The organism is Actinoplanes lobatus (genome assembly GCF_014205215.1).
Lineage (GTDB): Bacteria > Actinomycetota > Actinomycetes > Mycobacteriales > Micromonosporaceae > Actinoplanes > Actinoplanes lobatus.
Genome location: NZ_JACHNC010000001.1, coordinates 6,170,549 through 6,196,261, shown reverse-complemented (window position 1 = coordinate 6,196,261; position 25,713 = coordinate 6,170,549). Strand labels below are relative to the sequence as shown.

Sequence of the window (25,713 nt, the reverse complement as noted above, 5' to 3'; positions counted from 1 at the left end):
TGCGACGCAGGTCGTGCTGGATCATCATGCGCCGGCGCGGACCAGGCCGCACTCGTAGGAGAAGATCACTGCCTGTACCCGGTCCCGTAGACCGAGCTTTGTCAGAATGCGGCTGACGTGGCCCTTCACGGTTCCCTCGGTGAGGAAGAGGCGGCCGGCGATCTCGGCGTTGGACAGGCCTCGGGCGATCAGTTCGAGCACCTCGCGTTCTCGCTCGGTGAGGACGCGGAGCTCGGCCTCGGTGCGGGGCAGCGGGTCGCCGGACGTGCCGATGTGGCGTTCGATCAGCCGCCGGGTGATCGGTGGTGCGACGATGGCGTCGCCCCTGGCCACCACGCGGATCGCGGACAGTAGATCGGCGGCGAGGGTGTCCTTGAGCAGGAATCCGCTGGCGCCGGCCCGCAGTGCGGAGTACACGTACTCGTCGAGATCGAAGGTCGTGAGAATCAGGATGCGCGGGCCGTCCGGAAGCGACGCGCGGATGCGGCGGGTGGCCTCCAGTCCGTCGACCTCGGGCATCCGGATGTCCATCAGGATGACGTCGGGAATCGTTTCCATCGCCAGGGCGGTAGCCCTCGCGCCGTCGTCGGCCTCCCCGACGACGTCCAGGTCCTCGGCGTTCTCGAGGATCATCCGCAGGCCGGCGCGGAGCAGAGCCTGATCGTCGACCAGGAGCACACGGATCATGCGGTTTCTCCCGCATCGAGGGGGAAACGGGCCCGCACGACGTAGCCACCGTCCGGCCCCGGGCCGGCGGCCACCTCGCCGCCCAACAGCGCCGCGCGTTCCCGCATGCCCCTCAGTCCGTTGCCGGTCCCGCCGGAGGCCGACTCGCCGGTGCCGTTGTCGCCGGCTTCAAGCCTGAGCTCGTCGCTGCCGAAGGACACCGTCACCTGGGCGCCGGCTCCCGGGCCGGCATGCTTCATGGTGTTGGTCAGCGCTTCCTGGATGATCCGGTACGACGAGACGTCCACGCCGGCGGGCAGCGGACGCAGCGATCCGTTGATGTGCAGCTGAACCGGGGTGCCCGCCTGCCGCACCTGCTCGACGAGGCGGGGCAGCTGCGCCAGGCCCGGCACCGGCTGCGCAGGGCCGTCGATCTGCCCGGACGCGGACAGCACGTGACGTATGTCGGCGAGCGAGGCTCGGCCGGTCGCCGCGATGGTGTCCAGCGCGGCAAGGGTGTCGGCGGGCCGCTTGGCGAACGCCGCGGCGCCGCCCTGCGCCTGCATCACGATGACGGCCAGGCCGTGCGCCACCACGTCGTGCAGCTCGCGGGTGATCCTGGCCCGTTCGGCGGCGACTGCCAGCGCGGCCTGCTGGTCGCGCTCACGCTCCAGGTCTCGTGCCCGCGCCCTGAGCTCGCCGAGATAGGCGCGGCGGCTCTGGACACCCCACCCGATCGCCCAGGCGACGACCATGGTGGAGCCGAGCACCGGGATCCCGCCCCAGTCCGCCGGCCCGAACATCGCGAAGTCCGGCGCACGCACCTCTCCGCCGACGCCGAAAGGCCCTTTGTAGAACCAGCCGTCCGTCCTGCCGTCGAGCGCCACGTACACCGACCATGCCGTCGCCACGGCCAGGGCGGAGCCGAGCAGCGCGAGCGACACCTCGCGCCGTCGCTGAGCGGCGATCGTGTAGAGGATGACCGGAACGGCCAGGTCGGCGGCCACCGGTGCTACCGCCTGCGCCATCTGCACCACGGCGGCGAGCGACGCCGCGGCGAACGCCGGAATCGGCCACCTGCGGCGCACCGCCACCGCGGCGATACAGACCCCGATCAGGACCCACCTTGCCGGCGCTCCCCGCAACCAGGCCACCTCGGCAAACCAACCGCTGGTCACCGGGGTCGCGGTGGCACCGTCGACCGCCCACGTGCCGATCAGCAGGAGGGCGGCGAGGCCGGCGTCCTGCAAGCTCGATCTGCGTAAGGCGCCCCATGGGACCGCCACGTGAATCCTCATACCAGGCGCCACCCTAAACCTCGGCGCGGCCACCGGGCACCCGTCGAAAGTCAGGATTCGGAACATGACCACGGACAGGTGCGCGACCGATCCGGCGATGCGCAGCCTGTGACCGTGACGAACAGCGTCCGCATCCCCACCGAGGAGCCCACATGACCACCCCCGCGCTGAAGACCGTGGGTCTGACCAAGCGATTCGGACGACACCACGCGTTGTCCGGCTGCACCCTCGACATCCCGGCGGGCCGGGTCGTCGGTCTCGTCGGCCCGAACGGCGCCGGCAAGACGACCCTGCTGCAGCTGGCGGCCGGCATGCTCGCCCCGACGGCGGGCACCATCGAGGTCCTCGGCGGCCACCCGGCCTCCGGCGCGGACCAACTGGGCAAAGTCGGTTTCGTCGCGCAGGACACACCGACCTATGCGAACCTGTCCATCATCGATCATCTGCGATTCGGCGCCCGCACCAATCCGCACTGGGACCAGGCAACGGCCGAGAAGAGGATCGCCCAGCTCGGCCTGGATCCGCGGCAGAAGGCCGGCAAACTCTCGGGCGGGCAGCGGGCGCAGCTCGCCCTCACGTTGGCCATCGCGAAACGGCCGGAGCTGCTCATCCTCGACGAGCCGGTGGCGAGCCTGGACCCGATGGCCCGGCGGGAGTTCATGAAAGGGCTGATGAGCGTCACCGCGGAGGACAAGGCCAGCGTCATCCTCTCCTCCCATCTGGTGTCGGATCTGGAACGCATCTGCGACTACCTCGTCGTGCTGGTCGCTTCCCGGGTGCAGATCGCGGGCGACGTCGACGACCTGTTGGCCGGGCACTTCCGGCTCACCGGCACCCGGCGTGAACTCGCCGACCTGCCCGGCGGCGTGGAGGTCATCGAGGAAGGCCACACCGAGCGGCAGTCCACGCTCATCGTCCGCGCCGACGTTCCGCTCGGGTCGTTCACCGTCACGCAGCCCACCCTCGAAGACCTGGTGCTGGCCTACATGTCGCAGGCCATGTCGTCTCGGCCCGCAGGGGAGCCCACCCGATGATCTGGTTCACCTGGCGTCAGTTCCGCACCCGGGCGGCGATCGCCGCGGCAGCGCTTGCGGCCTTCGGCGTCCTGCTGGCCGTCACCGCACTCACCATCACCAACCTGTACGCCGACGTCGCGGCGTGCTCGAGTGACTGTGCCGGCGTCACGACCGCATTTCTCATCCGGTTCAACGACAGCGCCGCCTTCCCGGCGGCCCTCGCCGCCATGGCCGCCCTGTACGTGGTGCCGGCCCTGATCGGGGTCTTCTGGGGCGCTCCGCTCATCGCCCGCGAAGTGGAGACCGGCACCCATCGCCTGGCCTGGAACCAGTCGGTGACCCGTACCCGCTGGCTGGTCGCCGAACTCACGGTGGGCGGCGCCCTCGTCGTGGCGGCCACCGGCCTGCTCAGCTGGGCGGTGACCGTCTGGTCGCAGCGCCTCGACAGCGCCTCGCACGACAGGATCACGCCACTGGTGTTCGGGGCGCGAGGGATCGTGCCCGTCGCGTACGCCATCTTCGCCTTCCTGCTGGGCGCCACCGTGGGGATGCTCATCCGCCGGACCGTTCCAGCCATGGCCACGACACTGGCGGTCTACGTGGCAGCGGCGGCGGCCATGCCACTGTGGGCGCGGGCGCACCTGGTCCCGGCCCAACAGCACACGGCCCCGCTGACCGCCGGGAACCTCGGCGGGATGTCCATCAGTGGCGACACCGGTGCGATGGAGGTCTTCGGCGATGACGTGCCGAACACCTGGACGATCAGCAACCGGACCATCACGAGCGACGGAACCACATTCACCGGCCCTGCCGACCTCACGGTCTGCGGCCCGAACGGCACCCAGGTCAAGTGCCACGAGTGGCTCGGATCGCTCGGCCTGCGTCAGGATGCCCTCTACCACCCCGGCACCCACTTCTGGCCACTGCAATGGGCGGAGGCCGGAGTCTTCATCGGGCTGGCCGCATTGCTCGCCGCGTTCTGCTTCTGGTGGATCCGCCACCGGATCAACTGAAATCGCAGGCAGGTGAAGGTCCTCGACCGTAGGTGACGCCGGATCTCATCCCTGGCGAAGGAAGTCAGGATGATCGCGCGGGGTCAGAGTGGGGGGCGAGACCACCACGACCGCGGAGGACTTCCGATGGACGACGCCTATCCGTACCGTCCGGCCGCGATGGCCACCCGGGATCGCGGCCACACCCTGTTCGGGCAGACCATGGGGTACGTGGCGGGCACGACCGCGCTGTTCGCGCTCGGCGCCTACCTCGGCCGCAACCTGCCGAGCTTCGCCGCGTTCATGGCCTATCTGGCGTCGTTCGCGGCCCTGATCGCCATGCAGTTCACGGTCCGCAAGTCGAAGGAGACGACGGTCGCGCTGCTCGGCGCGTTCGGGTTGCTGATGGGTGTCGCGCTCGCGCCGACGCTGGTCTACTACGCGAACACCGACCCGCAGGCGCTGTGGCAGGCGGGGGCGGCCACCGCGCTGTTCGTCGCCGGTTTCGGAGCCGCCGGGTACGCCACCCGCCGTGACCTGTCGGCGCTGGCCCGGCTGTGTTTCTGGGCGCTGGTCGGCCTGCTGATCTTCGGCATCGTACTGATCTTCGTGAACATCCCGGGTGGCGCGCTGATCTACTCGATCCTCGGCCTGGTGATCTTCGCGGGTTTCATCATGTTCGACTTCCAGCGGCTGCGGCGCTCGCGGGACATCGACTCGGCCCCGCTGCTGGCGGCATCGATCTTCCTGGACATCCTGAACGTGTTCCTCTTCTTCCTGCGGATCTTCCGAGGCGGCAACCGCTGACCGGTCAGGAGCGGGCGCGGGCGGCTCGCGTGAACTGGTCGTCGAAGCGGCGCGGGAACGGCAGCATCAGGTGCCGTTCCCGCCACGGCCGCATCTGGCGGACCGCGTTGAATCCGGCCGCGGTGACGACCCGCTCGGCGCGGGCGAAGAGCGGCCACGCCGGGTACGGGTCGAGGTGGCCGACCGCGGACGGCAGCCCGGCCGGGCGGTGCGGCGCCACCAGCACGAACCGGGGGCGGGCGCCTTCGAGGTCGGCGCAGTCACGGGCGTACCCGATGAGCTCCTGGATCTCGGCCGAAGGCCCGGAGTGAACGATGAGCCAGGCGCCGTCCGCGACGCCGGACGGATCGGGGTCCCCGGCGGCCGGCGGGTCGGCCAGGGACAACGGGCCGGTCACGGGCAGCGGGGAGTCGCCGAGTTCCTCGACCGCCCAGATCCGGTCGTAGCGGATCGGGTCCACGGGCATCAACGGGCGGTAGACGTCCCAGCGCAGCAGCCGCGCCAGGTGCACGGTCCGCGCCCCCGGCGGAACCGACGCGGCCGACAGCGAACCGTCGATGCCGGCCGGGAACGCGTCCACCACCAGCAACGACGGGCGCAACGTGGGCAGCGCCGACGTGGGCAGCAGCCGGTGCGGGCCGAGCACCCGCGGGTCGGCGGTGAACGGCGACGTGCTCAGGATCGTCGCCGGCTCGTCGCCGTGGCAGGTGTGCAGGTAGGCGCGAATCCGGGTGAGATGCCCCAGCCCGCCACCCTGCGCATAGCAGACGATCACGGCACGGCGGCCAGGACCTTCAGGTAGCCCTCGGTCTCGGCGGCCACCCCGAACCGGTCGAGGACCCGCCGCTCGGCGGCCGCGCCCAAAACGGCCAACTGGTCGGCGGTGGCGTTCGCGGCACGGTGCACGGCGGCCCGGCAGGCATGCGGGTCACCGGCCGGGAACGGGAACCCGATCGTGTCATCGACCAGGTCGGCGAGCCCACCGGCATCGGAGGCGAGCAGCGGGATGCCGAGGGCGGCCGCCTCGAGGGCGACGTTGGGCAACCCGTCGTAGAACGACGGCAGCGCCACCAGATCACAGGCGGCGTAGACGGACAGCAGCTGGTAGCGGTCCTGGAACGGCAGCGCCGTATAGGCGATCTCCGGGTGGGCCGCCAGGAACTCGCCGATGCCGGGTTCGAGGTCACCGGCCAGGATGACGTGCAGGTCGTGCCGGCCCGCGGCGACGGCGTCGAGCAGCAGCCGTACCCCCTTCTTGTTCTTCAGCTGGCCGATGACGCCGACGGTGCGTTTCCCCGGCGCCACGTGCCTGTCCCGCCACGCCTGCGCTTCGCGTCGTTCGGACGGCAGGATCCGCCACTCGGTGGTGTCGATGCCGTTGGCGACCCAGGTGACCGGGGTGTGCGGGGCCAGCGCGGACACCAGCGGCGCGGTGTTCGCGGCGACGACGCAGACGTGGGCCGACGAGCGCAGCGCCTCGAGGACGACCGGCTGGCGGCGCAGCGAGAACATGCCGGTGTCGAAGTCGTTGCCGCGCAGCAGGGTGATCAGCGGCAGCCCGGACCAGGCCGCGTAGACGGGCGCGGACAGCAACGGATAGGTGCCGCCGAACGCCACGATGTGGGTGTAGTCGCCGATCACCGGGGCGAGGCCGGTCCAGAGCAGGCGCAGCGTGTGTTCCGGGTCGTCGGTGAGCGGCACGGTCCGTACGCCGGTGACCCGCTGGGCGGTGCCACGACGGCTCAGGTGGACGACGTCGACGTCGACACCGGCGCCCCGCAGCCCGCGGACGATGCGGTCGCAGGAGTTCGCCATGCCGCCCGGGCTTGGCGGGAAGTTCTCGGTGATCCAGAGCAACCGCATTCAGCTGTCCACCAGGGCGTCGTCGCCGTCGTCGAGGTAGTCCTGGTCGGCGGCGGCACCCGGCTCGAACGCGGCCCGGTCGTAGTCGTCGAAGCCGCTGTAGTAGACGGTGTCCCCGTAGTACTGGGACTGCCGCTGCCGGTAGGTACGACGGCGGGCGGCGGCGGCCGCGGCCGGATGGCCGAACCGGTTGCGGGCGGCCGCGCACTCCGGGCACAGCCCGCCGTCGGCGAGGTGGTCGGCGCAGACGGCCCGGCCGCAGGCGGGACAGCCGGCGACCGCCATCTGCCCGCACTTGCCGAGGGTGAAGAAGCCGGTCGTGACCGCGCAGGGCGTCATCAGATCTACCTCGTCCAGCGGAAGGTTTCGGTGGCGACCGTCAGGATCCGGTCGAGCTGCTCGTCGGCGGACTGCGGCAGCCGCAACAGTTTGGCGGCGGCGAGCACGCTGCGGCGCTCCCCGTCGCGCAGGGTCACGCCGATCCAGGCCGGTGGCGCGGTCTGCGGGCGGGCCCCGGCCACGCCGCGCGGGAGCCGGCGGCGGACTTTGATCAGTTGGGTGATCTGCGTCTTCCGCTTGATTTTCGTCTTTCCGCTGCGGCTGCGTTTGTTGACGCGGCGCATGCGCTCCCGGTCGACGAGCAGGATGTCCAGGCTGCTGCCGTCGCGCAGGCCGGCGTGCAGGCGCAGCCACGGGTCGATCGACCAGGTCTCGGTGGCCGAGCGGGCCGGTGGCCGCACCGGGATGCTGCGGGCCGGATGCGACTTGCCGTGGGCGTGGATGCCGCGCAGGTCGGCCGTGACGGCGAGGACGCCCTTCGGGCCGAGGTCCTCGCAGATCTCGGTGAGCAGTGGCAGGATCACGTCCATCGCCCGAGGCGGCAGCGCCCATTTGGGGCGGCGGATCAGCCCGGCGTGCCGGTGCAGACTGGCGGCCAGAGCGGCCCATTCGGCGGCCGGATGGGTCGCGGCGAACCCTCGTTCGAAGATGAGCGCCTGGTGCAGCGGGTGGAATCCCGCGATGGCCGCCTTCTGCTTGCGCCAGAACATGACCCGGACCGTATCAGTGGGCTTCGACCCGGTCGTACACGTCGGCCAGCCTGGCGCGCGCGTGTTTCCAGGTGAACCCGTCCTCGACGTGGCGGCGGGCGCGCTCGCCCAGGTCCCGGCAGGCGTCCGGGTACTCCAGCAGCACCCGGATGGCGCGGGCCAGTTCGGCCGGCCGGTCCGGTGGCACGAGCCGGCCGTGGTCGCCGAGCACCTCGCGGATCACTGGCAGGTCCGAGGCGACCACCGCAGTTCCGGCCGCCATCGACTCCCACACCTTGATCGGGCTGCATCCCTGGTCGAGGTTGCGGGGGCCGGCGGTCAACGGGGCCACCGACAGTTCGGCGTGCGCCAGCCAGGCGGCCACGTCGGCGTGCGGAATCTGGTGCTCCCACTGGATCCGGACACCGAGGCGTTCGGCGAGGCGGCGCAGCGGGCGGGCCCGCGCCGGGGACACCGACGAGCAGACGACCAGGGTCAGGTCGGTGAGGTCGGCGAGCCGGGCGAAGGCCCGCAGCAGCACGTCGACGCCCTGCCACGGCTGCAGCGCGCCCACGTAGATCACGTAACGGCCCGGCGCGGTGGGTGGTCGCGGCACGTCGGCCGGCACCGGGTCGGCGCCGTTCGGGACGAGATGCACGCGGTCCGGTCCGGCGCCGCGGTCGGTCACCGCTTTCAAGATCACCCGCGAGGGTACGACCACCGCATCCGATTCCTGGAGACAGTGCTCCTCCAGTTCACGGATCTTGGAAAGGGTACTGGGTGCGGCCAGTGGCCAGTGGTACGGCAGTTCGACGGACGGCAGGCCGTTCGCCTCGTAGACCAGCCGGGCGCCGGTGGACAGTGCGGGTAGCGCGCCCCACGGGTCGCGGACGTGGCAGATCTCCAGGGTGTCGCGGTGCGGGGCGAGCCGGTCGGCGGCCCACCGGGAGAACGCCTCGGCCCGGTCCAGCAGGTTCGGCACCACATCGGTGAACCGGACGATCTCCACGCCGCCCTCACGCTGGTAGGCGGGCAGCTCGCCACCGCCGAGCACGCAGAGCAGGCCGCCGCCGTACCGGTCGAACAGTTCGGCCGCCATGTGCCGGATGTGCACGGCCGAGCCCTTGGCCGACGGGAACCGGTCGAACGCCAGATATGCGGCCCTATGCACGGCGCCTCCCCCGATGCCAGTCGATCTGTGCGGCCAGGCCGTCGTCCAGGCCGGTCGTCGCCGTCCAGCCGAGCAGTTCGGCGGCCCGGGTGGTGCCCGCCCATGTTCTGGCCACGTCGCCGGGCGCGACGTCCTTCGCAACGGTCGGCGCAGGGGTTCCCAGCAGGTCGGCGATGCGGTCGAGGGCGTCGCGCAGGCTGGTCGTCGTGGGGTGGCCGATGTTCAGGACGGTCCCCGGCGGCAGCGGCGTCCCCGCGGCGCGGACGGTCGCGTCGACCACGTCGCCGACGTAGGTGAACGAGCGGCTCTGGGCGCCGTCGCCGTACAGCGGGGCTGGTGAACCGTCGAGGGCCGCCTCGATGAACCGGTGGAACGCCATGTCCGGGCGCTGCCCGGGCCCGTACACCGAGAAGTAGCGCAGGATGACGACCGGCAGGCCGTTCGCCGCGGCCTTGTGCGCGAGCCGTTCCGCCTCGGCCTTCGAGGCGGCGTACGGGCTGCGCGGGTCGATCGGGTCGTCCTCGGCGCACGGGCGGTCGGCGCTGCCGTACACCGACGAACTCGACGCCAGCACGAATCGGGGCCGGGTGGCCGCACAGGCGGCGAGCAGGCGTTCGGTGGCGGTGACGTTGTCCCGCCAGGCAGCCGCCGCGCCGTCACCCCACGACGCGCGCACCCCGGGCCGGCCCGCCAGGTGCAGGACCACGTCGGCCCCGGCCAGCGCGGTGAGGTCGCCGGTGGCGAGATCGCACCGGTCCGGGCCGTTCACGTCGACCGGCACCACGTCGTGGCCCTGCCCGGTGAGCGCGTGCACGAGATGCCCGCCGATGAAACCGGACGCCCCCGTCACCACAACCCGCACACGCGGCACTCTATCCGGTGGGTCGTCCGCCGGGAGCAGCCCGGGAGCACGGAGACCGGCCGGTTCGGCACGGCGACGGTCCGCCCGGCGGGGGCGGTCTCCAGCCAGCGGGGCAGGTTCCAGCCAACGGGGGCGGGCTCCAACAAGCGAGGCTGGTTCCAGCCAAACCGGGCTGGTTCCAGCCAAACCGGGCTGGTTCCAGCCAACCGGGCTGGTTCCAGCCGGGCTAAGCCGCCGGAGATCTGCGGCCGATTGATCTTGACCGGATGTCCACCGCGCCGGCGCCGGCGGGCCGGGGGCGGTCGGCGCTCGGGTTCTCCAGCGCGCCGGGTCGGGCGCGGTCGGCGCTCGGGTTCTCCAGCGCGCGGGGTCGGGCGCGGGCACCGCTCGGGTTCTCCCGCAGCGGGCGGACGGCGGCCGGAACCGGCGAACCGGCCGGGACATAGGCCGCCGTGAAACTGCCGTGATAGCCGAACAGCGGCCCGAACCGCCGGTTCGTGACGGTCACCCGGATCCGGAACCGTTCGGCCCGCTCGTCCCACCACTCGTGCACCTCGGCCTCACCGGTCACCGCCGCCGGGCAGCGCACCCCGCCCCGCAACGTCTGCGGCCCGCTGCGGATCCGCAGGCCGCCCCGGGCGTCGACGGACACGTCCAGGTCGACGGCCAGATGCTGGGTGGTGCCGAGGTAGTCGATCACCGTATCGCGGGCGCCGTCGTACACCATGGTCGCGTCGAACCGGCGGCGCCGGTGTGGCCGCACCTGGAAGGTCCGCACGAACGTCAGCGTGGGCCGGCCGAAAGTGTCCGGGTAGGCGTAGTTCTCGATGGTGAACGGGATACCGGTGCCGGTCTCCGGGAACAGGATGTGCCGCAGCGTGCCGACATGCAGGAACGGCACGGTGAAAGCGCCGCCGCGCCACACCCGGTCCATCACGCCGGTGCCGACACAGCCCTGGTCGCGGTCGCCGTCGACGCCGAAGCGCCGTTGCAGCCGCGGGTGCAGCCGCCCGAAATCCGCACGCAGCGCATGCTCGAAAACCGAGGTCATCGCGGGTCCCCCGCGCCGGGCAGGCCACCCGTCACAAGCGGTTCGCTGTGCCCTCGCGGGCAGTTCGATTCAAGCCCGCGGCGGCTTTCGAGCGGGCCACCCGATTCGTGCCCGCGGCGGCTTTCGAGCGGGGCACCCGATTCGTGCCCGTGGCGGCTTTCGAGCGGGGCACGCATTTCGGGTGGGTCGCTCTTGCCGGGTCGGCGCCGGCAGCGTCGTGCCGCGGGCGTGTGCCGGTGCGGGGGTACGCCGAGCGCCAGCCCCAGCGTGAGCAGGACGGCGAGCGGGCGGCCGTCGAACGTGACGGCGGCGGCGACCGGAGCCGCGCGTGCCAACAGTTCGGCGAGGGCCCGGCGGCGGGCGCTTTCCGGGGACACGCCGTGTTCCAGCCACAGGCGCAGCCGGTCGAACGACCAGGCGGTGGCCCACCCGAACGCCGGCCCGAACACCAGGTCGACCAGACGGCCGGTGCGCCCCCAGCGGGTGCGGTAGGCGTACCCCGTCAAGAAGCGCACCCCACCGGGAACCGGGACATAGCGCCAGTAGCCCGCCCCGTCCCTGATGGGCGATCGAGGGTCGGCGGAGCCGAACCGCAGCGCCGACGTGGCGGAACCGTCGGCCTGTCGCCGCTCCCCGCTGTGCACGCCGTGCCCGGCGATCTCGACGCCGGGCAGCACCGCGGTGGCGTAGGTGAACGCCGCCGGAACACTGCCCGGCACCGGGTCGATACGACCGAACCGGACGTCCCACCGGGCGTGCCGCCGATGGTCCTGGGTCGCGGCCCAGACCTCGTCCAGCGGCGCTCTGATGATCGTCTCGACGTAGATCCTGGCCACGGCAACCCCTTTGAGCGAGTGCTCAAAGTCTAGCAGTTTTGAGCAGACGCTCAAGACCGTGTTCGCCGGATCACCCACTCCGCCACCACGATGTTGATCAGCCATCCGGCGGCCAGCGTCCCGGTCTTGCCCCACATCGTCAGCGGCCCCGCCGTGGCCAGCCAGAACCCCTGGGTGAACGCCTGCGTGCCGGCGCCCATCCCGATCGCGTAACCGCGGATCATCCACGCCCGGTGCCGGGCGAAATCCCGTCGCAGCACGGCCGCCAGCCCGAGACACAGCGACACCGCCATGTAGACGACGACCAGGACCCGGACGGCGGCGGTGGCGTCACCGTCGATCGGCGAACGCGGCAGGAACAGGCTCAGCCACAGCCCGCTGAGCGCCGCGACCAGACCGGCCGGCACGACGATCCGCCCGGCCACCCGATGCCAGCCGCGCCGCCGCCGCAACCCCGGCGCGAACTGGAACGCGCCGAGCACGCTGAACACCAGGACGCTGACGATGTGCACGATGACCGGCAGCGGCGCCGAGGTGATCCGCTCGCTGTCCGGCAGCGTTTGGGCGCCACCCGCGAACTCGGCCAGCCGCAGACTTCCGGCGATCCCCGGAACCGCGGCGAGAAGCAGTAACGCACCCGGAACGAGCCAGTTCGATCGTGCCACCTGTGTTCGCATGCGCCCATCGTCGCGACGGCGGCGGCCGAACTCATCGGAGCGAGGTCCGGAACCGGCCCGTGCTGAAGTGCCGTCCGGATCCCGTACTTCAGACCGATCCGTCCACGCCCGGCGAGTGTCAGGCGAAGCCGCCGTTGCTGAGCAGCAGCTGGCCGTTGATCCACTGACCCTCGGGCGAGCAGAGGAAGGCGACCAGGTTGGCGGTGTCCCGCGGGGTGCCGAGCCGGCCGAGCGGCGTCTGCCGCAGCAGCGATTCGCGGCCCTCGTCGGACATCCAGCCGGTGTCGATCGGACCGGGATTGATCACGTTGCAGCTGATCCCGAGGTGCGCCAGCTCGTGGGCGGCGGCCTGGGTGATCCGGTCGAGGGCGCCCTTGCTCGCCCCGTACGGCAGGTTTCCGACCGTGTGATCGCTGGTCAGCGCGATGACACGGCCGTCGCCGTGGCGGCCGCGGTACCGCTGACCGTGCTCCCGGATCAGCAGCCAGCTGGCCCGCGTGTTGACGGCGAAATGGCGGTCGAAGCTCTCGACCGTGGTGTCGAGCAGGCCGGAGTCGACCGACTCGGCGTGACACATCACCAGGGCGGTGACCGGCCCGAGGCGGCGCTCGGCCTCGTCGTAGACCGCCGCGGGCGCCGCCGGGTCGGCGAGGTCGGCCTCGATGGCGGTGACGGCCGCGCCGTACCCGGTGAGGGTTTTCGTGATCGCCTCGGTGGCGCCGGTCTCGACACCCCAGGTCATCCGGTCGTCGTAGGGCGTCCAGCAGGTGAACGCGATGTTCCACCCGGTGGCGGCCAGGCGGGCGGCGATGCCGGCGCCGATCCCGACGGTGCGGCCGACCCCGGTGAGGAGTGCGGTCGGCCGGGTCTGCTCAGGATTCGTCACGGGCGGATCCTCCACAACCGGCCGGACCCGCGCAAACGTTTTCCCGGTCAGTCGACGTAGGGCATGCACAGCCCTTCGGGGTACCGCCAGAGGTTCATTGTCGCTTTCACCTCGGCCACCGTGTTGAGGGTCGCGTTCTTCTTCCCGGCGTCGGTGCCGGCCTTGTTCAGCAGCGCGATCATCGCCTTGCGGGCCGCGATCAGATCGGCGAGGGCGGCCCGCACATCCGTGTCGGTGGTCAGGCCCCGGGCCTTGGTCACGGCCTGCACGTTGGCCTGAACGCCGGTACGCAACGCGGCCACCGCGGCGGCGACCTCGGCCGGGGTGGCGTCGTCGCCGACCGCCAACGGGCCGTTGGCCTCCTTGACCGTGTTGAGGCGGTCCTCGGCCTTCATGGTCGCGTCACAGGCCGCCTCGGGGTCGCTCTTCGCGGCGGCGGTCGTCGGCTTGGGCGACGGGCTGCGTTTCGACGCCGACGCGGATGGGGACGGCTTCTTCGACTTCGGCTTCGACGTCTCCGGCTCGGGCGAGGACACGGGTTCCGAGGTGGCGGGGGCCCCGGCGGCGATCGCCGAGGTGCCCGGCGACACCAGGACCGGCTCCGCGGTCTCGCCGCAGGCGGCGGTCAACAGGCAACCGCCGAGCGCCAGGACGGCGAGGGTGCTTCGCATACGGATTCCTCAAGATCAATCAACCGGGCGGCGCGACTATACCGGTAGGCCGAATCGGCGGCTATGAACCTCACCGCGTCAGAACACCAGGATGATGGCGGTGGCCAGCACGCCCAGGACGGCCGCCACGACGGCATGAAGGGCGGAAGCACGCAGTGACGGCGGGGTGGCGAACAGCAGCGGGATAAACGCCGGGATGAACAGGATCGCGCCGAAGGCCCCGCACAACCACAGCAAAACCGACACCGTGTAGCAGGCCCAGTTGAAGCCGCGTGATCCGCGGAACAGCAGCGGCACAGCGGCGAACAGCGTATACGGGAGACCGAAGGCGAGAAGCCAAATGTTGTCCTGGAGCGCCAGTCCGACGGCCAGGACGAGGACGTACCCGGGGGCGAGCGCCGCCATCAGCCGGCGCGGGCTGCCCACCGCGAGATACGTGTGCCGAGCCCGCCCGATCGTGATCATGGTCGGTGATCCTAGAGCGGGCGGTCCAGGGCGGCGCGGACGGTGTCCAGGCGTTCGGCCAGGTCGGGGGCCTGTTTCCGCAGTGAATCGGTCAGGGCGGTACGTGTCTCCAGCAGTTGACCCCACAGCACGTTGCGGCCCATCTCCAGCAGCTGGGCCGCCTCGCCGGGTGGGCCCGCGTGCACGGCGCACGCCGCCGCGTCGGCGCCGAGCCCGGACCAGTCGGCCAGCAGGAGTTCCTGGCTGGCCCGGTTGATGCCGCGCCACGCCTGCACGGGGATGAGCTCCACCGCTGCGGCGTACCCGGTCCGCGCGGACCGCCATTGCGCTCGGCGGGCCGCCGCCGCACCCCAGGCACGAGCCGCGGAGATGCGGTTGCGTGGTGGTCCACTGCCGGCGCCGACGGAATCCCGCCACACATCGATGGCGCTGTCCACCTGCTTCTGGGCCTCGAACACGCGACCGAGCAGGTAGAGGTAGCCGGCCCGGTTGGGATTGCCGGGCGGGCATGCGTCAACGGCGAGCCGGGCGTATTCGACTGCCTCGTCCAGGTCCGCTTCGGCCTCGGTCTCGGCGAACCGCTGGGTGAGGATGACGCTCAGCTCGCCCAGGGCATACAGGCGGGTCGGGAGGTCCGCACCGGCCAGGGCGACGGCGGTCCGGGCGGCTTCGAGGGCTCCGTCCAGATCGTCCGGCCGGCCGGTGTCCTGGTAGCGGCTGCGCAGGATGCGGCTGAGGGTGAAGTGGTAGGCCTGCCGGTCCGGGTCGGTGGGATTGAGTATCTCGACGGCGGTACGGGCCGCCTCGACCGCCTCGTCGGCGTCGGACCGGTCGTGGACCGCCTCGAATCGGTCCATCAGCGACAGGGCCAGATTCGAAAGGCAGACCGGGCGATGCGGGTGCCGGGCCGGGAGCGAGGCCAGCCCGGTCCGGCCGATCTCGACCGCCTCGTTCAGGTCGCTGAGCTCACCGCGCTGGACGGCCCGCGCCCGCAGCGCGCTGAGGAGATTCACGGCGCAGAGCACCCGTTCCGGGTCGTCGCCGGCCAGATTGCCGAGGGCCGCTCGCCCGGTGGACACCGCCTCGTCGAGGTCGGTGAGATCGCCCCGGTGTTCGTAGCGGTACCGCAAGGATTGGCTCAGCACGGCAAGTTGGTGCCCGTACTCCGGATCGCCGGGGCTGAGGCCGGTGCCCGCCGCCCGTGCCAGCCGGATCGATTCCTCAAGATCGGCGGGATCACCCGCGATCAGGAACCGCATACGCAGGGCAATCGCGAGACCGATCGGCCCGGCCGGACGCTCCGGCATCATCTCGACGGCGATGCGGCACACGACGATCGCGGCGGCCAGGTCGCTGTCCACGCCGCTCAGACCATAGCGAACGGACAGCGAGGTGCCGTGGCCCGACAGCAGCACGACGCGGGCCAGGCGCACGTCCGGGTCGCCCACCGGCTCGTCCCGGATCTCCGCGAGCGCCGCGTCAAGATCGGTTCGGTCGCCGATCAGCGCGGCCCGCTCGACGGTGATGGCCTCGTCCAGGTCGGATCGCCGCTCGGTACGTTCGAACCGGTCCTGCAGGACTGCGGACAGGCGCACGGCACGGAAGACCCGTCGGGGATCGTCGGCGGCCACGGTTCGCCACCGGGCGCGGGCTACATCGATGAGCTTGTCCAGATCGTCGATGCGGTGATACAGATCATGGCGTCTGTCGACGGCACGTTCGAGGGTCTCCCGGAAGACGTCGGCGCCGAGGTCCGCGAACCGGCCGGTACGCAGCGCGTCCAGGGCCGTCTGGACGGCCCCGTCGAGGTCGGCGGCCGCGCCCGCGCGATCGAACCGCTGGATGTACCCGTTCGCCAGATTCATCAGGTGTACGCCACGATCCGGATCCCCGGTGGGCACGCTGTCGAGACCCTGTTCCAACAGCTCGATCGCGGTGTCGAGATGAGCCGGATCGGCGTCGAGCCCGAGGTCGTCGAGGACGCGGGCGCCCGCATACGGCCACTGCGTCCGGTCCGGGTTCCGGAACTCGGCTGGGGTCAGCTCGGGATATATATCGCGAAGCTGCCCGAAAAGGGCCTGCGCGATGTCCAGATCCCGCTGATCGGGCATGACCTGCCAGCGCACCCAGTGCAGCCAGGCCAGCGTCTCGACGACCTCCACCGCGACCGAGTCGGCATGCGCCAGGCAGAACTCGGTCAACTCGGCCACCTCGGTGTTCGACCGTGGATCGAACAGGCCCAGCCGGTCGCCGTCGTCGAGGTAGGCACGGATCCGGCGGCGAAGGCTCTCGACGAGCGGCTTCGAATCCGTCATCCCGCCATCCTGGCGGCCGGTCATCGCTCCTGGTAGCCCGCTGCGCCGCGCGGCGTACCCCCGAAATGGTCTGAGAATGATCCGCGCTCGCGCCGTCGCCGCACTGGCCTGCCCGCGCCATGATGGGCGGCATGGATTTCCAGAGCGCGCTGACCTCACTCTTCTCGGCCGAAGGACGCCAGGATCCGTATCCCGCCTATGAGGTGCTTCGCGGCCATGCGCCGGTCTTCCAGGCGATCGACGATCGCTGGTTCGTCACCACCCACGAGCTGACCAGCCGGATCCTGCGGGATCCCGGCATGCGGGTGGCCGACGCCGCCGACTACGACGGGTTCTGGCCGGACTGGCGGGAGAACCGGGGCGTCGCCGCGATCGTGCGGTCCATGTTGCAGAACAATCCGCCGGACCACACCCGGGTGCGCCGGGCGGCCGCGTCCACGTTCACCGCCCGCCGGGTCGCCGCGATGCGCGACGTGATCACTCGTCAGGCCGGGGAGCTGATCGAGGCGATGCCGGGCGAGACCGACTTCATGACGGCGTTCGCCTACCCGCTGCCGATCGGCGTGATCTGTGCGCTGCTCGGAGTTCCGGACACCGACATGCCGTGGTTCCGGCGGCAGGCCGCCGACCTGACCGTGGTGCTGGAGCCGATCAGCACCGAGGAGGAGATGCGGGCCGCCGACGCCGCCGCCCGTGAACTGGAGGACTACTTCATCGGCCTGATCGCCGAACGGCAACGCCACCCGCGGGAGGATCTGACCAGCGCGCTCGCCGCCGCCGGATCCGGCCTGACCGGCAGTGAGCTGCTGGCCAACCTGGTGCTGCTGCTGGTCGCCGGCTTCGAGACCACCACCAACCTGCTCGGCACCGGGCTACAGATCCTGTTGGACCATCCCGATCTGGCCACCCGGTTGCGCTCCGATCCGGGCCTCGCGCCCGCGTTCGTCGAGGAGATGCTCCGGTACGACTCCCCGGTGCAGTTGGCGTCCCGGTTCACCTCGACGGCGGTGGAGCTGGACGGCCGGAAGCTGGAGGCCGGCTCGGCGCTGACGCTGCTGCTCGGCTCCGCCAACCGCGACCCGGCCCGCTATCCCGACCCGCACCGCTTCGACCCCGACCGGCCCAACGTCCAGCCGGTCTCCTTCGGCGGCGGCGCCCACTACTGCCTGGGCGCCCCACTGGCCCGCCTGGAGGCGCAGGTGGCGTTCCCACTGATTCTGGCCACGCTGCCCGGCCTGGCCCTGGCCGGCGTCCCGGAACGCCGTGACCGCCTGGTTCTGCGCGGCTACGCCACTCTCCCGGTCACCACCGGATGACCCGGTCCACCGAGGCTGCGGGCTGGCGGGAATTCCCGGTGGACGTCCCCGCCGACACGCTGCTCGCGAGAGGCGAGGCGGCATTCCGTGACGCGGTCGCGGCGGACAACTGGTTCATCCATGCCCAGCGCAAGGCCGGACAGGCGGCCCGGTGGTACGAGACGGGCCGCCTGGCCGGGCGGGAGGCCGACGCGGAACTCCTCGCCCGGCGGCGGCAGGCGTCAGGATGGGGCGCCGAACCGCAGCTCGACCAGGCCCATGGCGGAGGCGATGCCGAGGGCCAGGACCAGCAGCGCCAGCAGCAGGACGAGGAGCGCGGCGCCGAAGACTAGGAGACGCATCGGTCCAGGTTCGCAGCACTGTGGCCGATTCGCGAAACTGTCACGCCTCGGCCTGGTACTCCTCGACCTTCTCCAGAGGCCAGCCGATGAACGCGGCGATCTCCTCCGGGTCGCCGGTCAGGACCCAGTCCTCGATGGTGGCGGCCAGACCCTCGGGCAGGCCGGGCGTCTCCACATACTCCGACTCGTCCTCCTCGAGGATCTGGTCGAGGTGGATCCAGGTGCCGTCCGGGTCGAGCTCGGTGCCGGCCGCGGCGTACCCGGCCAGGCCGTCGGTACCGGCGGCGAGGATCTCGTTGGTACGCCAGTCGATGATGTCCCAGGAGTCCTCGCCGATCTGACCGCCGGTGATGACGCGGCGGCCCTGCGCCTCGTAGTCCTCGACGCGCTGCATGGTCTTGGAGACGGTGGCGTAGTTGGCTTCGAGCACGTTCTCGATGTGCGTCTTGAGCAGGTCACTCATTTTCAGCCCCGATGATCATGATGGTTACGCTTCGTAGCATACGGTCGGACCCGTGGTGGGATGTCACGCCCGTACCGGTGAATGCAGGATCTCGGCGGCAGGGCGGTCGCTGCGCGGTTCGCGCAACCGGCTCCACCGGGCGGCGCGTCGATAAGGTGGGCCGATGAGGACGATCACCCGGGGTGTCGTGGGTTTGAGCCTGTTGGCCGGTCTGGCCGGCTGTTCGGCGGACGAGCCGGTCGCGGCGGCGCGGCCGACCGTGCCGCCGCCGTCGTCGGCCGTGGCTCAGGTGCCGGACCTGGAGGCCACCGATGTGCGGGTCCTCGATGGGGCCGGAACGGCGCCGTTCGACGAGAAACGGCGGATGCAGGCGCCCCCCGGCTGGACGGTCAGCGTGTGGGCGCGGATCCCCAGCGCACGGCTGCTCGCCTGGACGCCGGACCGGCGGCTGCTGGTGTCGCGGCCCAAGTTCGGTGACGTCGTCGCGCTGGTGCCGGGCGGTGGGGTGCCACGACAGGAGACCCTGCTCAGCGGGCTCAATCAGCCGCACGGGCTGGCGTTCTCCGGCGACACCCTCTACGTGGCCGAAAGCGACCAGGTCAACGCGTACACGTACCGGCATGGAAAGGTCTTGAATGGGCGGGTCGTCGTCGGCGGGTTGCCCGACGACAAGAGCCCGGAGCTGCGCGGCGCCTATTCGCACGCGCTCAAGAGCGTGGCGATCGGCCCGGACGGGGCGATCTACATCTCGGTCGGGTCGACCGGCAACATCTCGGAGGAGGACCGGGACGCCTCGCCGGAGCGGGCGACGATCCTGAAGGCGCCGGCCGCCGGTGGCGAGCCCACCGTGTTCGCGCGGGGTGTCCGCAACGGGACCGGGCTGGCCGTCGACCCGGACGGGGCGGTGTGGACGGCGGTCAATCACCGCGACAACATCGAGTTCCCGTACGACCGGGACTACGACGGCAACAGCGGCGGCGACCGGGGCGAGGTGATGCAGTCGTACGTCAACGACCACCCGATGGAGCAACTGGCCCGGCTGACGCAGGGCCGTGAGCTGGGCTGGCCGTACTGCAACTCGGAGCCCGACCTGTCACCCGGCGATCCGGAGTCGGCGCTGAGCTACACCGGGCGGCCGTTCGTGCGGGACTTCCAGACCAATCCCGGCGGCGCGAAGCTGGACTGCTCGAAGCTGGCGCCCGTCGAGCAGGGCATGGGCGCGCACTCGGCGCCGCTCGGCCTGAGTTTCGCCGTGTCGCCGGGTCTGGCCGGGTCGTACGGGCCGGGCGCGCTGGCCGGGATCCACGGCTCGTGGAACCGTAACCCGCCCCGGCCGCCGGAGGTGTCCTTCTTCGCCTGGCGCAACGGGACGCTCGGCCCGCAGCAGACCCTGCTGACCGGCTTCCAGAACGAGGACGGCTCCCGGTGGGGCCGCCCGGTGATGGCGGTTCAGGGCCCGGACGGCGCCCTTTACGTCAGCGACGACCACGCCGGCGCCGTCTACCGGGTCACCGCCCCCTGACCTCGGCGCCGGCCGGCTCACGCGCGTCGGGACAGCGCTGAGAGTCGGCTAGTCGAGAAGGCGGCGCAGTTCGGCCTCGGTGCCGATGGCGGGCCGGTGTTCGGGGTGGTCGGCGTACTCCTGGATGACCCGGGCCAGGAAGGTGCTGTCGATGTTCCACGTGGACAGGCCACGGCGCCCGACCAGGACCTGGAAACGGCCGGCCACGACAGGCCGTCCCGGCCCGAGGGACTGCCACGGCATGAACACCGGGCGGACCGGACGGCGGTCCAGTATCCCGTCCGGGCGCAGGCGGACGCCGAACCCGCGCCAGGCGGCCACCGCCAGCACGGTCAGGAACCCGATCCACACCGTGGTACTCAGAATGTCCAGCCACCACGGGTCCACCCGGTTCGCCACCCGGTCGATGGTGGTGCTCAGCTTCTCGGTGGTCATCGGCATCAGTGCGGTGAAGGCGAGAACCGGCAGCGGGCTCGGCGGCGCGTCGAAGGCGGCGACTCCCGGGCGCAGGACAAGGGCGGCCGGATGCCGGCGCAGGGCGGCCCAGAAGCTGAGCGCGCCGAACAGCAGGACCAGGCCCAGCATCCATGGGAAGGCGGTCCGGCCGAACTCGCCCCCGGTCGGGACGTCCACGGCGACATAGGCGGCGGCCAACAGGATCTCGACGGGGACGACAACCCGGGCGGTGAACGCCGAATTCAGCACGTCAACATCGTAGAAGATGCGATCCACAGGCTATTCGCGGCTATTTCACAGCGCCGGTACAGCACTGTGGTCATGAGTGGGGGAAATGAGGATCTAAATCGTCGTCCTCGAATTCCCGGTCGTCGTCGGCGTCGTCGAAATCAAAGTCGAAATCGTAGCCCACCTGCGGCTCGGGACGTCTGTCCGGGCTGGCCAGAGCGGGTCGATGGAGCCGGATCATGAAACCTATGGCGGCGCGGACGGCGGTGGACATGAAACCCTCCGAAGAAAAGAATTCCGGCTGTTGCGAGAACGTTAGGAATCCTGGTCAGGCAGTGTCAAGAATCGACAGGCGGGCACACGATATTGCTATCGACCGCACAGTTTCCGCATAGAACGTACGGCCGATCACAGCGGCCCCGCGGCGGATTGGGCAGACTTCACCCTGTCCGGTGGCGCGGTGCCGCCGGACAGGAGGGAAACCGTCTTGTCCACCCCGCCCCGGCGGCCCGCCCTGGTCGCGTTGATCCTGGTCATGGGGGTCGGCCCGTTCGCCACCGACACCTACATCGCGGCGCTGCCGGAGTTGCGGCGCACATTGGAGACCAGCGCGACGGTGGCGCAGCTGACGCTGACCGCGTTCATCGTCGGCATGGCGGCGGGGCAGTTCCTGATCGGGCCGCTGAGTGATTCGTACGGTCGCCGCCGCCTGCTCATCGGGTGCAGCGTGCTGTTCGCGGTGCTGTCGGTGGTGTGCGGGCTGAGCCCGACCGGGACGGTGCTGGTGGCCGCCCGGCTGTTGCAGGGTTTCGTGGCCGGCGGCGGTGTGGCGCTGGGTCGCGCGGTGGTCACCGACACCTACCGCGGGGACCGGGCGGCGGCCGCATTCGGCGCGATCTCGTCGGTCACCTTCTTCGGGCCGGTGGTGGCGCCGGCGATCGGTGGCGTGATCCTGGCGCACGGCACCTGGCGGACCGTCTTCGCGGCCCTGACCCTGCTGGGCGCGGCGATGGCCGTGGCGGTGACACTGGGCATCGCCGAGACCCTGCCACCGCCGCAGCGGCATCCGGCCGGCCTGCGGGCGCTCGGCGTCCGGATGGCCGACCTGACCCGGGACTGGTCGTTCATGCGGCACGTGACGCTGCAGTGCCTGGCCGCGGCGGGCTTCTTCACCTACATCGGCGGATCGGCGTTCGTGCTGCGTTCGGTGTACGACCTGAGCCCCACCCAGTACACGATCGTCTTCGCGTCGAACGCCGCCGGGATGGCCCTGTTCAGCCTGCTCTTCCGGGCGCTCGTGGTGCGGGCCGGAGCGGTCCGGCTGCGGGCGGTCGGCATCACCGTGTCGACACTCGGCGCGGCCGGCCTGCCCGCGGTGGCGCTCGCCGGGCCGGAGTCGGTTCCGCTGGCCGTGCCGTGGGCGCTGCTGTGCGCCGTCGTCGCCGGGATGGGTTTCTCGATCCCGGCGAGCACCGCGCTGGCGCAGGAGGCCGGGCGCCGGGCGGCCGGCACCGCGTCGGCACTCCAGGGCGGCCTCACCTTCCTGACCGCGGCCCTGGTGACACCGCTGACCGGCGTGTTCGGCCACGACACGCTGACGCCGATGGCGATCGCCATGAGCGGCTTCTTCGCGGCCGCTTTCGCCCTGATGTGCGTGCTGACGAAAACCCGTCGCCCGGCATCGGCCATCCCGGTCGGCTGATCTCACCACCTTTCCGGTCCTACGGACGCGCTCGACCGGGTGCTAGAAACGAGCTGCATCCATATCGGAACGGATCGGGACGAGCGCCGAGGAGATCGAGTGTCCGTAGTCTTCATCACCGGCGCCAACGGGTTCATCGCACGCGCTCTGGCCACCCGGCTCCGCGCCCGCGGCGACACGGTCACCGGCGTGGACCTGCGCGCCGACGAGGCCGCCGGGGTGGTCGCCGGGGACATCGGCGAGGAGGGCTCCTGGCAGGACGCCGCCGCCGGAGCGGATCTGGTCATCCACACGGCCGCCGTGGTCTCCAACGCGGTCGGCCTGGACGAGCAGTGGCGGGTCAACGTGGCCGGCACCCGCCACGCCCTGGACGCCGCGGTCCGCGGAAAGGCCGGCCGGTTCCTCCAGTTCTCGTCGATCCGGGCGTTCTCCGACCTGGGCTTCCCGGACGGCGTGAGCGAGGACCATCCGGTCCGGACGGACGGGAACCCGTACGTGGACACCAAGATCGCCGGCGAGCAGGTGGCGTTGCAGGCGCACGCCGAGGGCCGGATCGCGGTGACCATCGTGCGGCCCGGTGACGTCTACGGGCCGGGCTCACGTCCGTGGACGGTCCTGCCGGTCGAACTGATCCGCACGAACCGGTTCCTGCTGCCCGCGGGCGGCCACGGAATCTTCAGCCCGGTCTACATCGACGACCTGATCGACGGGGTACTGCTCGCCGCCGGGAAGCCGGAGGCCGCCGGCCAGATCTTCACGCTGACCGGCGGTGCCGGGGTGCCGTGCCGGGAGTTCTTCGGCCACTACTACCGGATGCTCGGCAAACGCGGCCCGGTCGTGCTGCCCACCCCATTGGCGGTCGCCGTGGCCGGAATCATGGGCACCGCCATCCGGCTGGTCAGCGGCCCGACCGAGGTGAACGCGACCTCGATGCTCTACTTCACCCGGACCGGCACCTACTCGATCCAGAAGGCCCGGCGGCTGCTCGGCTACCAGCCCCGGGTGGACCTCACCGAGGGGATGGCGCGAACCGGGCGGTGGCTACGCGATCAGGGCCTCGTGCCGGCCTGATCCCAGACGGCCAGTTCCCCCTTGGCCAGGCACACGATGAGCCGGCCGTCCGCCCCGGCGATCGCCCACGACTCAGCCTCCGCGTCGGCGTCGACCACCAGCTGCGCCCCGCTGCCGAAGCTGATCCGCAGCTCGCCACCGGCCCCGGCGCGGGCATCCCGGACCTCATCGCCGAGCAGCGTCACGAGAGCGTCCACCGAGTCGTCGCCGGGCCGGATGCCGAAACCGTCGAGGTGTGCGACGCCCTCGAACAGCACCTCGTCGCCGCCGGTGAACCGCAGGGAGACGGCGTCCCCGAGCAGGACGCTGGTGAGCCGCTGCCCGGTCAGCGCCGCCAGTTGTGGGGAAGACATGACCGCCATGGCGAGAACGTAGCGGGGACTTCCATAAGAGAACCTTAACGACCACTAGACAGATTGGTGATCGTGATCTACGGCCACGGCGGGTGAACGCCCGCGCACGATGGCGGCACCGGGATCGCCCACCTCGGGTATGACGGTGGCCGGCGCACACGAGAGGTCCCGCGTGTGCGCCCACCCGGCCCACCGGGCGTTACCGGCTGTCTCCCGTGGTCCGGCGGGTGCGGCGCTTGGCGGCCGGGCGGGCGGCCTTGGTGGCGCCCTCCTCCGCGGCGGGCCGCACGGCACGGGCCAGCGGGTCGAAGAGCAGGCGCAGGTCGGTCTGCTCGCCGGGGCCGGTGACCCAGGCCAGCGGGGCGTGCGCGACGGCGCCGCCGGACGGTTCGGCCAGCAGAGGGCGGCCGGCCGGGTCGCGGGGCCACTCGACGTCGCCGGTGGCGGTCCGGGCCGGGATCAGCCAGGAATCGCCGGTGGCGTAGGCGAAGTCCCCGGCCGCGAAATACACCTCGACGCCGTCCTCCAGCGGCAGCCAGCGGCCCTCCTCCACCCGGAGCACACCGTCCGGACTGCCGGCGGTGTGGTCCCAGCGCCGCAGGTAGGGCCGCAACTCCGGGCGGCGGCCCACACCGGCGGCGGGTTCGGCGGACAGGCGTACCCGGCCGCCCGGCAGGTCCACCTCCTCGACCCGCAGCAGCGGCAACGGCTCCTGCCGGCTGGTGTAGGCGGTGTCCACCACCTCCACCCACTCCCCCACGCTGAGCTGCACCTTGTCCAGGGTGTCGAGTTCCACCCAGGCGCCGTCGACGTCGTGCACGGCGAACACCACCGAGCCGTTCTCCCGCGACCACTTGAATGTCGCCACGGCGGCCGGGCCGGCATCGTGGATCTCCACCCGGTACAGCTGGTTCTCACGCCCACGGAACCGGGCCTCCGGCCGGATCAGGCACGGGTCGCCGGTCGTGTCCTCGGGGCGGCGGGCGCGGGCGGCCAGTCGCGGCTCGTCGTCACGGCTGGCCCAGTCGGCTAGCGCCGCCCGTACCGTGTCGGGGCCGGGGTCCCCGGAAAGGCCGAGCTCCGCCTCGGGCACCGTGTGCACCTGCCAGACCACCCGGATCCGCGCCGCGGTGTCCGGCATCGCCGGACCCAGCGCGACCTCGCGCAACGAGGGCTCCTCGACGGCGGTCACGGCCCGTTCCCACACTTTCAGATACACGAGGTACGGGTAGACGCCCGGCAGCCGGTCGCCGGTACGGTCCTGGTCGCGGAAGCCGTCGGGCTGGGTGAACCAGGTCCACGGGCGCGGGTCCTCCGGCTCCGGCGGGGCACCCTCGTCGGGCACCGCGATGGCGGGAACCGGGCGGGTGGCGTCGATGAGGACACCGTCGACGTAGTAGCGGCCCTCCCCGATGGCCAGGTCGTCGGGGGCGCCGCCCTCGCCGGGCACATGCGTGATGGCGAATCCGGCGTCGTCGCGGGGCCCGCCGTCCGGCCCGATCAGGTCGGCGGCCACGGTACGGAGCCGGTGCTCCTGGATGGCGGCCTGCTCGTTGAGGTCGGCGTCCAGTTGGACCCGGCCCTGCTGGGCGAGCACCATCGAGTAGTTCCGGCCGGCACGGAAGGTGTCGCGGGACAGATCTGCGTGCATGTGCGG

General features: G+C 71.5%; 28 protein-coding genes. 8 read left to right on the top strand and 20 right to left on the bottom strand.

Going from position 1 to position 25,713, the window contains the following annotated elements:
• Positions 1–24 precede the first annotated feature (24 nt).
• A complete protein-coding gene (locus BJ964_RS28395) occupies positions 25–687 on the bottom strand; it encodes a response regulator (RefSeq protein WP_188123536.1) in 663 nt (220 codons plus the stop codon).
• A complete protein-coding gene (locus tag BJ964_RS28390) occupies positions 684–1,916 on the bottom strand; it encodes a sensor histidine kinase (protein ID WP_203832595.1) in 1,233 nt (410 codons plus the stop codon). The genes BJ964_RS28395 and BJ964_RS28390 overlap by 4 nt, the downstream gene beginning before the upstream one ends.
• 200 nt (positions 1,917–2,116) lie before the next feature.
• On the opposite strand from BJ964_RS28390, the gene BJ964_RS28385 reads away from it, so the two are divergent.
• From BJ964_RS28385 to BJ964_RS28375, 3 genes are all read left to right on the top strand, one after another.
• Positions 2,117–2,998: an ABC transporter ATP-binding protein gene (locus BJ964_RS28385; RefSeq protein ID WP_188123534.1), complete on the top strand. Its 882-nt coding sequence runs from the start codon at positions 2,117–2,119 to the stop codon at positions 2,996–2,998.
• Positions 2,995–3,993, top strand: coding sequence for a hypothetical protein (locus BJ964_RS28380; RefSeq protein ID WP_188123533.1), 999 nt, complete (start codon positions 2,995–2,997; stop codon positions 3,991–3,993). The genes BJ964_RS28385 and BJ964_RS28380 overlap by 4 nt, the downstream gene beginning before the upstream one ends.
• A gap of 126 nt (positions 3,994–4,119) precedes the next feature.
• Positions 4,120–4,779, top strand: a complete 660-nt coding sequence (locus tag BJ964_RS28375) for a Bax inhibitor-1/YccA family protein (protein WP_188123532.1) — start codon at positions 4,120–4,122, stop codon at positions 4,777–4,779.
• Between the two features lie 4 nt (positions 4,780–4,783).
• On the opposite strand, the gene BJ964_RS28370 is transcribed toward BJ964_RS28375, so the two are convergent.
• The 13 genes from BJ964_RS28370 to BJ964_RS28310 all read right to left on the bottom strand — a co-directional run bounded on the left by BJ964_RS28370 (position 4,784) and on the right by BJ964_RS28310 (position 16,604).
• Positions 4,784–5,554, bottom strand: coding sequence for a hypothetical protein (locus tag BJ964_RS28370; RefSeq protein WP_188123531.1), 771 nt, complete (start codon positions 5,552–5,554; stop codon positions 4,784–4,786).
• Positions 5,551–6,642: a glycosyltransferase family 4 protein gene (locus BJ964_RS28365; RefSeq protein ID WP_188123530.1), complete on the bottom strand. Its 1,092-nt coding sequence runs from the start codon at positions 6,640–6,642 to the stop codon at positions 5,551–5,553. Before BJ964_RS28365 ends, BJ964_RS28370 begins: the two co-directional genes overlap by 4 nt.
• Positions 6,643–6,981 (bottom strand): hypothetical protein, encoded by a 339-nt coding sequence (locus tag BJ964_RS28360; protein ID WP_188123529.1) that lies wholly within the window; start codon positions 6,979–6,981, stop codon positions 6,643–6,645.
• A 5-nt stretch (positions 6,982–6,986) separates the two neighbouring features.
• Complete coding sequence (locus BJ964_RS28355; protein WP_188123528.1) at positions 6,987–7,691, bottom strand: hypothetical protein; 705 nt, start codon at positions 7,689–7,691, stop codon at positions 6,987–6,989.
• A gap of 13 nt (positions 7,692–7,704) precedes the next feature.
• On the bottom strand, positions 7,705–8,841 hold the full coding sequence (locus tag BJ964_RS28350; RefSeq protein WP_229806769.1) for a glycosyltransferase family 4 protein: 1,137 nt from the start codon (positions 8,839–8,841) through the stop codon (positions 7,705–7,707).
• Positions 8,834–9,703: an NAD-dependent epimerase/dehydratase family protein gene (locus BJ964_RS28345; RefSeq protein WP_188123527.1), complete on the bottom strand. Its 870-nt coding sequence runs from the start codon at positions 9,701–9,703 to the stop codon at positions 8,834–8,836. The genes BJ964_RS28350 and BJ964_RS28345 overlap by 8 nt, the downstream gene beginning before the upstream one ends.
• Positions 9,704–9,929: 226 nt before the next feature.
• On the bottom strand, positions 9,930–10,754 hold the full coding sequence (locus BJ964_RS28340; RefSeq protein ID WP_188123526.1) for a DUF4166 domain-containing protein: 825 nt from the start codon (positions 10,752–10,754) through the stop codon (positions 9,930–9,932).
• Entirely contained in the window at positions 10,751–11,590 is an 840-nt protein-coding gene (locus tag BJ964_RS28335) for a hypothetical protein (protein WP_229806768.1), read from the bottom strand. The genes BJ964_RS28340 and BJ964_RS28335 overlap by 4 nt, the downstream gene beginning before the upstream one ends.
• A gap of 50 nt (positions 11,591–11,640) precedes the next feature.
• Entirely contained in the window at positions 11,641–12,267 is a 627-nt protein-coding gene (locus BJ964_RS28330; protein WP_188123525.1) for a DUF2306 domain-containing protein, read from the bottom strand.
• A gap of 118 nt (positions 12,268–12,385) precedes the next feature.
• Positions 12,386–13,153: an SDR family oxidoreductase gene (locus tag BJ964_RS28325; RefSeq protein ID WP_203832594.1), complete on the bottom strand. Its 768-nt coding sequence runs from the start codon at positions 13,151–13,153 to the stop codon at positions 12,386–12,388.
• Positions 13,154–13,200: 47 nt separating this feature from the next.
• Positions 13,201–13,824: a hypothetical protein gene (locus BJ964_RS28320; protein ID WP_188123523.1), complete on the bottom strand. Its 624-nt coding sequence runs from the start codon at positions 13,822–13,824 to the stop codon at positions 13,201–13,203.
• A gap of 78 nt (positions 13,825–13,902) precedes the next feature.
• Positions 13,903–14,289 (bottom strand): hypothetical protein, encoded by a 387-nt coding sequence (locus BJ964_RS28315; protein WP_188123522.1) that lies wholly within the window; start codon positions 14,287–14,289, stop codon positions 13,903–13,905.
• 11 nt (positions 14,290–14,300) lie between these two features.
• Positions 14,301–16,604 carry a tetratricopeptide repeat protein gene (locus BJ964_RS28310; RefSeq protein ID WP_188123521.1) on the bottom strand — a complete coding sequence of 768 codons (2,304 nt, stop codon included), beginning with the start codon at positions 16,602–16,604 and terminating at the stop codon, positions 14,301–14,303.
• 131 nt (positions 16,605–16,735) lie between these two features.
• Between BJ964_RS28310 and BJ964_RS28305 the strand changes: the two genes are divergently transcribed.
• Entirely contained in the window at positions 16,736–17,920 is a 1,185-nt protein-coding gene (locus BJ964_RS28305; protein WP_188123520.1) for a cytochrome P450, read from the top strand.
• Positions 17,917–18,252, top strand: coding sequence for a hypothetical protein (locus tag BJ964_RS28300; protein ID WP_188123519.1), 336 nt, complete (start codon positions 17,917–17,919; stop codon positions 18,250–18,252). Before BJ964_RS28305 ends, BJ964_RS28300 begins: the two co-directional genes overlap by 4 nt.
• 49 nt (positions 18,253–18,301) lie before the next feature.
• On the opposite strand, the gene BJ964_RS28295 is transcribed toward BJ964_RS28300, so the two are convergent.
• Positions 18,302–18,724 carry a hypothetical protein gene (locus BJ964_RS28295; RefSeq protein ID WP_188123518.1) on the bottom strand — a complete coding sequence of 141 codons (423 nt, stop codon included), beginning with the start codon at positions 18,722–18,724 and terminating at the stop codon, positions 18,302–18,304.
• A gap of 163 nt (positions 18,725–18,887) precedes the next feature.
• Between BJ964_RS28295 and BJ964_RS28290 the strand changes: the two genes are divergently transcribed.
• Positions 18,888–20,246, top strand: coding sequence for a PQQ-dependent sugar dehydrogenase (locus BJ964_RS28290; RefSeq protein ID WP_188123517.1), 1,359 nt, complete (start codon positions 18,888–18,890; stop codon positions 20,244–20,246).
• Positions 20,247–20,294: 48 nt separating this feature from the next.
• Here the strand turns inward: BJ964_RS28290 and BJ964_RS28285 are convergent, their stop codons facing one another.
• Positions 20,295–20,951 carry a hypothetical protein gene (locus tag BJ964_RS28285; protein WP_188123516.1) on the bottom strand — a complete coding sequence of 219 codons (657 nt, stop codon included), beginning with the start codon at positions 20,949–20,951 and terminating at the stop codon, positions 20,295–20,297.
• 70 nt (positions 20,952–21,021) lie between these two features.
• Positions 21,022–21,204 (bottom strand): hypothetical protein, encoded by a 183-nt coding sequence (locus BJ964_RS28280; RefSeq protein ID WP_188123515.1) that lies wholly within the window; start codon positions 21,202–21,204, stop codon positions 21,022–21,024.
• Between the two features lie 213 nt (positions 21,205–21,417).
• Between BJ964_RS28280 and BJ964_RS28275 the strand changes: the two genes are divergently transcribed.
• Both BJ964_RS28275 and BJ964_RS28270 read left to right on the top strand, forming a co-directional pair.
• Positions 21,418–22,632 (top strand): multidrug effflux MFS transporter, encoded by a 1,215-nt coding sequence (locus tag BJ964_RS28275; protein WP_188123514.1) that lies wholly within the window; start codon positions 21,418–21,420, stop codon positions 22,630–22,632.
• A 99-nt stretch (positions 22,633–22,731) separates the two neighbouring features.
• Positions 22,732–23,703 (top strand): NAD-dependent epimerase/dehydratase family protein, encoded by a 972-nt coding sequence (locus tag BJ964_RS28270; RefSeq protein WP_188123513.1) that lies wholly within the window; start codon positions 22,732–22,734, stop codon positions 23,701–23,703.
• On the opposite strand, the gene BJ964_RS28265 is transcribed toward BJ964_RS28270, so the two are convergent.
• Positions 23,682–24,065 (bottom strand): DUF6188 family protein, encoded by a 384-nt coding sequence (locus BJ964_RS28265; RefSeq protein ID WP_188123512.1) that lies wholly within the window; start codon positions 24,063–24,065, stop codon positions 23,682–23,684. The genes BJ964_RS28270 and BJ964_RS28265 overlap by 22 nt on opposite strands.
• 190 nt (positions 24,066–24,255) lie before the next feature.
• Positions 24,256–25,707, bottom strand: a complete 1,452-nt coding sequence (locus BJ964_RS28260) for a DUF6519 domain-containing protein (protein WP_188123511.1) — start codon at positions 25,705–25,707, stop codon at positions 24,256–24,258.
• Between the last annotated feature and the right edge of the window lie 6 nt (positions 25,708–25,713).

Coding starts and splice junctions, on each gene's coding strand:
- BJ964_RS28305 (WP_188123520.1), top strand. CDS start 16,736: ATGGATTTCCAGAGCGCGCTGACCTCACTCTTCTCGGCCGAAGGACGC.
- BJ964_RS28315 (WP_188123522.1), bottom strand. CDS start 14,289: ATGATCACGATCGGGCGGGCTCGGCACACGTATCTCGCGGTGGGCAGC.
- BJ964_RS28395 (WP_188123536.1), bottom strand. CDS start 687: ATGATCCGTGTGCTCCTGGTCGACGATCAGGCTCTGCTCCGCGCCGGC.
- BJ964_RS28340 (WP_188123526.1), bottom strand. CDS start 10,754: ATGACCTCGGTTTTCGAGCATGCGCTGCGTGCGGATTTCGGGCGGCTG.
- BJ964_RS28290 (WP_188123517.1), top strand. CDS start 18,888: ATGAGGACGATCACCCGGGGTGTCGTGGGTTTGAGCCTGTTGGCCGGT.
- BJ964_RS28310 (WP_188123521.1), bottom strand. CDS start 16,604: ATGACGGATTCGAAGCCGCTCGTCGAGAGCCTTCGCCGCCGGATCCGT.
- BJ964_RS28360 (WP_188123529.1), bottom strand. CDS start 6,981: ATGACGCCCTGCGCGGTCACGACCGGCTTCTTCACCCTCGGCAAGTGC.
- BJ964_RS28380 (WP_188123533.1), top strand. CDS start 2,995: ATGATCTGGTTCACCTGGCGTCAGTTCCGCACCCGGGCGGCGATCGCC.
- BJ964_RS28355 (WP_188123528.1), bottom strand. CDS start 7,691: ATGTTCTGGCGCAAGCAGAAGGCGGCCATCGCGGGATTCCACCCGCTG.
- BJ964_RS28365 (WP_188123530.1), bottom strand. CDS start 6,642: ATGCGGTTGCTCTGGATCACCGAGAACTTCCCGCCAAGCCCGGGCGGC.
- BJ964_RS28300 (WP_188123519.1), top strand. CDS start 17,917: ATGACCCGGTCCACCGAGGCTGCGGGCTGGCGGGAATTCCCGGTGGAC.
- BJ964_RS28280 (WP_188123515.1), bottom strand. CDS start 21,204: ATGTCCACCGCCGTCCGCGCCGCCATAGGTTTCATGATCCGGCTCCAT.
- BJ964_RS28260 (WP_188123511.1), bottom strand. CDS start 25,707: ATGCACGCAGATCTGTCCCGCGACACCTTCCGTGCCGGCCGGAACTAC.
- BJ964_RS28385 (WP_188123534.1), top strand. CDS start 2,117: ATGACCACCCCCGCGCTGAAGACCGTGGGTCTGACCAAGCGATTCGGA.
- BJ964_RS28330 (WP_188123525.1), bottom strand. CDS start 12,267: ATGCGAACACAGGTGGCACGATCGAACTGGCTCGTTCCGGGTGCGTTA.
- BJ964_RS28265 (WP_188123512.1), bottom strand. CDS start 24,065: ATGGCGGTCATGTCTTCCCCACAACTGGCGGCGCTGACCGGGCAGCGG.
- BJ964_RS28320 (WP_188123523.1), bottom strand. CDS start 13,824: ATGCGAAGCACCCTCGCCGTCCTGGCGCTCGGCGGTTGCCTGTTGACC.
- BJ964_RS28295 (WP_188123518.1), bottom strand. CDS start 18,724: ATGAGTGACCTGCTCAAGACGCACATCGAGAACGTGCTCGAAGCCAAC.
- BJ964_RS28375 (WP_188123532.1), top strand. CDS start 4,120: ATGGACGACGCCTATCCGTACCGTCCGGCCGCGATGGCCACCCGGGAT.